Here is a 7,515-nt window from a genome sequence, read left to right as displayed (position 1 = left end):
CGAAAAAGCCGGATTTGGCCATTTTCTATGATTCTTTTCGTTGAATAGCTCGCTATTCGCCTCAAATAATCATAAAAACTGTCTCAAACCGGACTTTTTCTCGCTACGGTCGGCTAAGTCCGACAGGCTCCTAGCCCGGAAATTTCATAAAGTGTCGAACGTCTCGCTTTGCTATTTTTTCGGCTGACACAGCAAAAATCCAACAGTTCTGTATTTTCAAGGCCTTCAGTCTTGTCAAAGCGTCTTTATGAATTTTACGTGCTATCCATCCAATCTCCCGAAAATCCCCCTTCTGGAAATCATTTGATAAGACAATTGGTTGAAAATTGGATCAAATCGACAAAATTTCATATCATGGCCCCAGTTGATCCATCCATTAAAAGAAGTAAATGCCTCTGCCGTTAGAAAACTGATTGTTGCCCCAATCATGATTTTTCAGATTGAGCTCCCAGTTTTTCAACCGTCAAGCACTGGATTACCAGGACCAAGAATAACGATGAGCGAGCAAGCCATACCCGCCAAATACGCACGACTGCTGCTCAAGGTAGCGGCAGAAAACGGCCATAAGGTAGAACAGATCGTTGAAGAAATCGGCTTTTCCTTCAACCCTATGGATCTGTCTCCTGACCAGCAACTGGAACAGGACATCACCGCACAGGATTTCAGCCGACTTTACAGTCGGGTGTCAGACCTGCTCAAAGATGAGTGCTTTGGAATCACTCGTACTAAGGTTCCTATGGGCACTTTCCGTATGTTCTGCTATAGCGTTATCCATAGCCCGAGCCTGCGTATAGCCTTACAACGAAGTGTTGATTTTTATGCTTTGCTCTATGAAGCCAAGGGCCTTAAAGTCAGTAAGGAAGCACCATATTACCTCTCTGATGATGGAGAATATGCGACATTGGTTCACCGGACATTCCGGGTGGAGCCCAGTCATGACATGGATCTTCAGAAGCAGCTCACCATTATCAACTATATGTCCATGTGGCATCGATTCATTTGCTGGCTGATCGGCACCTTTATCCCGATCAAAGAAGTTAAAGTGACTGGACCGGAAATTCTCAGTAACAGCGGCTACCGTTTCTATTTCGACTGCCCTATCCACTTTCAGCAGCAGGAAAATGCCTTTACCTTCAAGGCTCACTTTCTGGATGCGCCCCTGGTCCACACAGAAGAGTCCCTGCATCAGTTTCTGAAAACGGCTCCTCTGGAGTTGTTTACGATCGTCAATGAAGACGAAAGCATCATTAAAAAGATTCGGTCACTGATCGGCAGTAACTTCACTCGCAAGATTCCGGGGTTTAATGAAGTGGCAGAGATGCTGAATATTTCTTCCAGAACACTGCGCCGAAGGCTGGAGAAAGAAGGCACGTCCTATCAAAGAGTAAAAGACGATTGTCGAAGAGATGCAGCCATTGATTACCTGACTCGGTCAGATATGAGCATTAATTCGGTCGCATCGATGATGGGATTTGACGAACCCAGCGCATTTCACCGCTCCTTTAAAAAATGGACCAGTATTACCCCAGGAGAATTCAGGAAGAGAAACAGTGTGAAAGAGACGGAGCCGACAGAAGAAATAGTCTGAGAACGATTAAGAAAGAAAGGGTTGGAGCACCTGTGAACATCCCAGGTGCTCTTGATCATTATCGAGCAGCTCTTCTCATGCCCAGACCAAACATTGCAACCAGTTCACGTTGAACTTCGTTAACACCGCCGCCAAAGGTATTGATCTGGCACTTGCGGTATTCTTCTTCCAGCTCACCTTGGACAATGGCAGCAGAATTATTCCGCTTCACCAGACCAGCCGGGCCCACAACATCCAGTAACAGGCGATACACGTCAATGACACACTCAGTACTGTAGACTTTGATACCCGATGCAAAAGCAGGATTCAGTTCATTCCTTTCCAGCTCCCAGGCCATTCGGGCATTTTTAACCTTCATGGCTTCCAGCAGAGTGTAAGCTTCCGCCAGAGCACTTTGTACCCAGGGCTCATCAATGACACGCAGGCCATTCGGCTGCTCTTCACGAGCCCAATCCAGTACTTTCTGATAGTTACCAATAGCATTAATACCAATGGCTGCCAGACCTACACGCTCATGATTCAGCTGGGAAGTAATCAATTTCCAGCCACCGTTCAGCTCGCCCACAATCATGGAAGCAGGCACACGAACATTCTCGTAGTAGGTCATATTCGTTCGAACATCACCCACAGTATAAATAGGGGCTACAGAGAATCCCGGCAACTTAGTGTCCACCATAAACAGGGTAATACCACCGTGCTTGGATTCTTTGTCCGTTCTTGCTGCCAACCAGATGTAATCAGCACCTTCAGCACTGCTGGTGAACACCTTTGTGCCATTGATAATGTAATCATCACCGTCTTTAATCGCACTGGTCTGCAGAGAAGCCAGGTCTGTACCGGCACCGGGTTCGGTATAGCCGATGGCAAAGTGCACTTCACCTTTAGCAATTTTTGGCAGAAACTCTTTTTTGTGATCTTCTGATCCGTGGTCCATCAAGGCGGGTCCCACAGTGTTCAGAGTAACGAAGGGAATAGGAGCACCAGCGAGCTCGGCTTCTTCAAAAAAGATCAACTGTTCACTGGTCGAGCGACCCTGACCACCATATTCTTTGGGCCAGCCCAGTGCCAGCCAGCCATCATCACCCATCTGGCGGATCACGCTCATGTACGTATCTCCGCTCTCATTCCCGTGACAGGCTTCCTTGACTTCGGGCGTGATCAATTTGGCAAAGTACTCGCGTAGTTCGCGACGAAGCTCTTTCTGTTCAGCAGTGTTTTCAATATACATGATCGTGTCCCTCACCAGGCTTTTTAGCGCCTAAGGCCGGAGCCTGTTTATTCTTTTTTTCACAGTAGCAAAATTACACCCCAGCCCGTTCTTCTCTCAATAGCAAAAGCGGACAAGACGAACTCACAAATTCTACAAACACACCAATCTGTGCTAATTTCTGCCTATGTTGTTCAAGAAAACAACTTCTCCTCTTTTGCTCTATTCCTGATTGTCTTGTCTCTCTTTGCTCCTTTACTGGAGGCACCCATGAAACACCTTTCACAACTCTTTTTCTTAATGATTCTGACTGCTGGTTTTTCCCAGATTGTACTTTCCGATGACACTGCTACAACGCAGCAGCCGACGATCGCACAAGCCGCCTCTCTGGTGACGACGAGTTATTCCTGTCGGGATCTATACACGGGAAAAGATTATGTGGTCAGCTTTTTGAACATGGAAGGTGATTCCACGCCCGAGCTTGCCTCACAAGCCCTGCAAGAACGGCACTACATAGAAAACGCTAAGTGCCAATCTACAGCAGATCTTGCCAGGCAGGCCGACAAGTCCGGGGAAACGGTGGATCTCAGCGACGCCAATATTGTCAACAAAGTAGGTATTAAGCTTCAAAGCATGGAAACTGCGGCTAAGACTGGGGGGCTTGCACAAGCTGGCTACACTAGCAGCGAGAAACTCGGACGTGATGTCTATATCTCTCCAATAGATGCTGACTTAACGGGCGCTTCCTCCAAACTCAAGTCAGCTCAAGTACTGGTCTGGACACTGTCGCTCAGTGCTGTTGGCCTGGCCTTCTTTGGAACTTCTCTGGTACCTGCAGCCATTTCAATTACCTTAGCGGTGGGAACCGGGCTATTGGCTATGGCTCTGGACTCGCATTTTGGTGCCACAAAAGCTTTTGTTATTACGGGACTACAATTCGGCCATAAATGGTTACTGCAGCCTGTATACACTCGTTTCTGGAGTTATCTGGCAAGACCTGCTCTCTACTACACCAGTTATGGTTTTCTTTGGGTGCTTCAATGGTTCAGCCCTGAAGGCATTCAAAAAGTGCAGGATTACATCCTCCCTAAACTGGCACCCGCTGCAAAATTAACAGCCAAAGTCAATTAACGCTTAATGTAAAACGGCGTACCTGCTTCCAGATACGCCGTTTTTTGACGCTAATTAATTAACGTACGCCAATTTTACGCAAATTGGAGGGTGTGAAATACGACAACTGTTTTGGATCCTGGTTCACAATAGGCTGAACCGGCTCTTTATTAAACAGATCGGCGGCCAGATACTCACGAGATACCAGATCGTAGTACAGCACTGAACGACGTTCGATACCCGGCATATCATACATATTGATAGTATTCACCAGAGTCGTACGCCACAGAATGTCACGGTTATCATACTGATCTACCTGCATGACCATCCAGCTGTCTTCGTCCAGGAAGAACTCACGCGTCTTGTAGACATGGCGTTCACCATCCTTCAGCTCAGCACGAACCACCCAGACACGGTGCAACTCATAACGCATGTAGTCAGGGTTAGCATGACCTTTAGGTAACAACTCTTTGAAATCTACATCCTTGTTTTCAAACTTGTAGTTATTGTAAGGAACATACATTTCCTTCTTGCCAACCAGAGTCCAGTTGTACTTGTCAGGAGAACCGTTGTAACCGTATGAACCATCGGTGGTTCTCAGCTTACCCAATCCCTGCGGAGTATCGTAGGAAACGGTTGGAGCGCGACGCACACGACGTACACCGGGTGTATAAGACCAGGCTGCACGAGGCTGCTCTTTTGGATTGATGTATTCATAAGCCAGAACCGCCTTACCTTTCTCTCGAGTAGGTGCCAGGGTCTGTACGGTCTGATACAGACGAGGCAGTCTCTGCTCCTGGAATGCACTTAATGTCATTTCCGAATTATAGAAAGGAGAAAGACGGGTTGTAGTCTGTCTTCCTGACTGCTGTGATCCATTCCGATAAACCAGAATATTGGTAGCGGTGGCTTTCCAGTAATGAGAACCACTCTTCAACAGCATATTCCAAATGGCTTCTACACCACTCTGAGGAATTGGGAAGGGAGATCCTCCAAAAGCGTTGATAACACCATCACCGCCGTCTACCAATTCTGCACGGGTCGCATTTGAAATAACGTTTTTTTCAGCAAACTCAGAAAAACGACCGTCCCTGTGTGAAGGGTAAATGTTCATCTTAAAGGTTTCTGGATACAGCTTAAACAACTCCAGCATTCCCGGAGCCAGTTTGTCCTTATGCTGATCCACGTTCTCAGCAGTAATCGTGAACAATGACTTTTCGTCAGCATAAGGGTCAACGTAGCGAGTCCCCTTACCCTGAAAACCTTCGGGAACTTTAAAGTCCGGGTTCCAGGCAGGGATAGTGCCTTCCTTGTTACCCGCTGCTTCAGCCCCCATGGGCGTCAGCGTTTTACCCAGTTTGGCGGCTTCTTCAGGAGAAACCTTGGCCTGGGCAGAAGCCGCAATCAGTGCCAGACTCGTTAGACTGGCAGTGAGAAGACTCTTTGTTGAGAAAAACCTTTTGCTTTGCTGCATTCCCTGTTGAGGAAGAGCGAAGAATGTTTTTCTATCGCTATAGGCATCTGTTTTTATCATAATTATCTGTTCCTTAACGACTGGCTCAGAAGCTGTACTTCGCATTGAACGAGACATAATCACGATCAGTGATCGCGTTATCTTCGTAATCACCAAAGAAGGCGGAGTAGTTCAAAGCAAACTCCAGCCCACCCTGATAGATAAATTTGGCGCCTACACTGGCCCGATCGGAATTGTTAGCCGTTGATGTAAAGTTACCGGCTTTAGAGTGGCCCTTGATGTTATGGCGGAAACTGATAGGAACTTCCATATCAATACCAGGGAACACACTGTTGTAACTCAGGGTGACTAGACCTGCCAAACCAGAGCCTTCAAGCTCTTCACCTTCACGCAGTTTGGAGGTATCAGCCCCGAGCAAACGATTGTAACCAACTTCCCCGCTGAAAATCACATCATCAGCAAAGGAGGTCACACCAAAAGAATGAGTGAAAGAAAGCTGTGCTTGTATGGTGTCATCACGATCATTTAAGTTACTTGGATCAAGAACTACTGCCCCCTTACGGTAGGAGAGTTCAGCACCAACATTAGTTTCCCCAACTAAGGTGCCAACGCTTGTTCCAATCAACTTAACATTTTCAAGATATTCAAGATGATAAGAGACAGGAATGGGAGAAGTCGCAACTGAATCCATCACCATTGTTGGACTCTTGTCATGATAATTCAGGTAATAAAGTCCAAACTCAGTTCCGTTACCGACATTCTCCGCATAGTAATTCAGTGCAATACCATACTGGCCAGAATCACTTGCCTCTTTATCTAAAGCCTCATTTCTGGAAACCGGTAAATACGGAAAGTTTGAGTTACCTGTTGGCAACAAGAAAACTTCGCCAGCTTCATCAAGAATATCACTGGTACTAAAATAACTACCGGCTTCGTTAATCTCTGTCTTCGCCCACTCCCATTGAGAATAAGCTGAAAGGGCGAGATTTTCCGTTAGATCAATTTGTGCAAAAACTTGCCCAACAGGAAGTAGAATATCTTTTACTTCAATGCCGGGAACATTTGACTTAGTTCCATCGGCTGGACTCATGGAGCTGCTGATACCTGAAATAAACAAGCTCTCACCCCAGCTAACGACTTGTCTACCAACTCGAACATTCAGGTTTCTGTCCAGAACATCGAAATTCCCATAAACAAATGCATCAAGAAGTCGCGCATCTTTCGCATGAACAGCTTGAGTATTGTCATTAAACCCAGCATTGCCGGTTAGATCGTTATCTGTTTTACCAAAGTAAACATCGTCATAGAATGCACTACCTCTAACAAATGCACCAAAATCACGATACTGAACACTGACTTCAGATAAGAGAGATGCTCGATTAGCGACCATGGCCCCTTTATCAAAGTTCCTATTACCATCATCCCCGTTAACATTCGCCAGGGCATTTTTATCCTGATCCTTGGCACGCCAAGCAGCGGAATAACCAACAGTGTTATCCCAATCCACCATCACTTCGCCAAACTCATAGGAAAGCGCATGGGCATTGAGGGACATGGATGAAACAGCAGAGGCGACGGCAATCGTCAGCAGGGACTTTTGCACACCGATAGAACGGACAAGGCGAGCATCTTGAGTAGTGTGGGTTTTTTTTATTTTATACTTCATTACAACATCCTTGAGCGTAAGCCTGTCGGCGGGCTTAAGCAAAACAGCTTACCTCCCCCCTGCAACAACCGCTCTCTAGAACAGCATTACAACCAACGTCAACGGCGAATAGTTTTTATTATTCTGACAGACTGAAAAATACTCACTATCCCACACGCAGACAATGGCAAAAATGGCCAAAACAGCGGAACACTTTTTGACACAGTTCACAGGTGTCCATAGCGCAAGAAATGGCTCTATCCGGCTCTAAAATCATGAGGTATAAAAAACGGAACGTTTAAAAAAGTTAAACAGGGACGTCCTGCGCCCCTGTTGATTACTGCTACTTCTAATTAGCCATTAAGCCTAGGAGTCTGTCGGACTTAGCCGACCGTAGCGAGAAAAAGTCCGGTTTGAGACAGTTTTTATGATTATTTGAGGCGAATAGCGAGCTATTCAACGAAAAGAATCATAGAAAATGGCCAAATCCG

General features: G+C 46.3%; 5 protein-coding genes. 2 read left to right on the top strand and 3 right to left on the bottom strand.

What is annotated here, in order from left to right:
• Window positions 1–496 precede the first annotated feature (496 nt).
• Window positions 497–1,588 carry an AraC family transcriptional regulator ligand-binding domain-containing protein gene (locus ACR2PX_RS01905; RefSeq protein WP_433997667.1) on the top strand — a complete coding sequence of 364 codons (1,092 nt, stop codon included), beginning with the start codon at window positions 497–499 and terminating at the stop codon, window positions 1,586–1,588.
• A 58-nt stretch (window positions 1,589–1,646) separates the two neighbouring features.
• On the opposite strand, the gene ACR2PX_RS01900 is transcribed toward ACR2PX_RS01905, so the two are convergent.
• Entirely contained in the window at window positions 1,647–2,816 is a 1,170-nt protein-coding gene (locus ACR2PX_RS01900; RefSeq protein WP_433997666.1) for an acyl-CoA dehydrogenase family protein, read from the bottom strand.
• Between the two features lie 249 nt (window positions 2,817–3,065).
• On the opposite strand from ACR2PX_RS01900, the gene ACR2PX_RS01895 reads away from it, so the two are divergent.
• Window positions 3,066–3,926: a hypothetical protein gene (locus ACR2PX_RS01895; protein WP_433997665.1), complete on the top strand. Its 861-nt coding sequence runs from the start codon at window positions 3,066–3,068 to the stop codon at window positions 3,924–3,926.
• A gap of 58 nt (window positions 3,927–3,984) precedes the next feature.
• On the opposite strand, the gene ACR2PX_RS01890 is transcribed toward ACR2PX_RS01895, so the two are convergent.
• Together ACR2PX_RS01890 and ACR2PX_RS01885 are read right to left on the bottom strand one after the other, a co-directional pair.
• Window positions 3,985–5,439 (bottom strand): DUF1329 domain-containing protein, encoded by a 1,455-nt coding sequence (locus ACR2PX_RS01890; RefSeq protein WP_433997664.1) that lies wholly within the window; start codon window positions 5,437–5,439, stop codon window positions 3,985–3,987.
• A gap of 25 nt (window positions 5,440–5,464) precedes the next feature.
• Window positions 5,465–7,045, bottom strand: a complete 1,581-nt coding sequence (locus ACR2PX_RS01885; RefSeq protein ID WP_433997663.1) for a DUF1302 domain-containing protein — start codon at window positions 7,043–7,045, stop codon at window positions 5,465–5,467.
• Window positions 7,046–7,515 lie beyond the last annotated feature (470 nt).

It is taken from the genome of Endozoicomonas sp., from assembly GCF_051008435.1.
GTDB lineage: Bacteria > Pseudomonadota > Gammaproteobacteria > Pseudomonadales > Endozoicomonadaceae > Endozoicomonas_A.
The sequence above is the reverse complement of the archived record's forward strand: the minus strand, read 5'-3'. Positions and strand labels throughout refer to the sequence as shown.

What these genes read in the sequence shown, in the direction of transcription:
- ACR2PX_RS01895 (WP_433997665.1), top strand. Translation starts at nt 3,066, where the DNA reads ATGAAACACCTTTCACAACTCTTTTTCTTAATGATTCTGACTGCTGGT.
- ACR2PX_RS01905 (WP_433997667.1), top strand. Translation starts at nt 497, where the DNA reads ATGAGCGAGCAAGCCATACCCGCCAAATACGCACGACTGCTGCTCAAG.
- ACR2PX_RS01885 (WP_433997663.1), bottom strand. Translation starts at nt 7,045, where the DNA reads ATGAAGTATAAAATAAAAAAAACCCACACTACTCAAGATGCTCGCCTT.
- ACR2PX_RS01890 (WP_433997664.1), bottom strand. Translation starts at nt 5,439, where the DNA reads ATGATAAAAACAGATGCCTATAGCGATAGAAAAACATTCTTCGCTCTT.
- ACR2PX_RS01900 (WP_433997666.1), bottom strand. Translation starts at nt 2,816, where the DNA reads ATGTATATTGAAAACACTGCTGAACAGAAAGAGCTTCGTCGCGAACTA.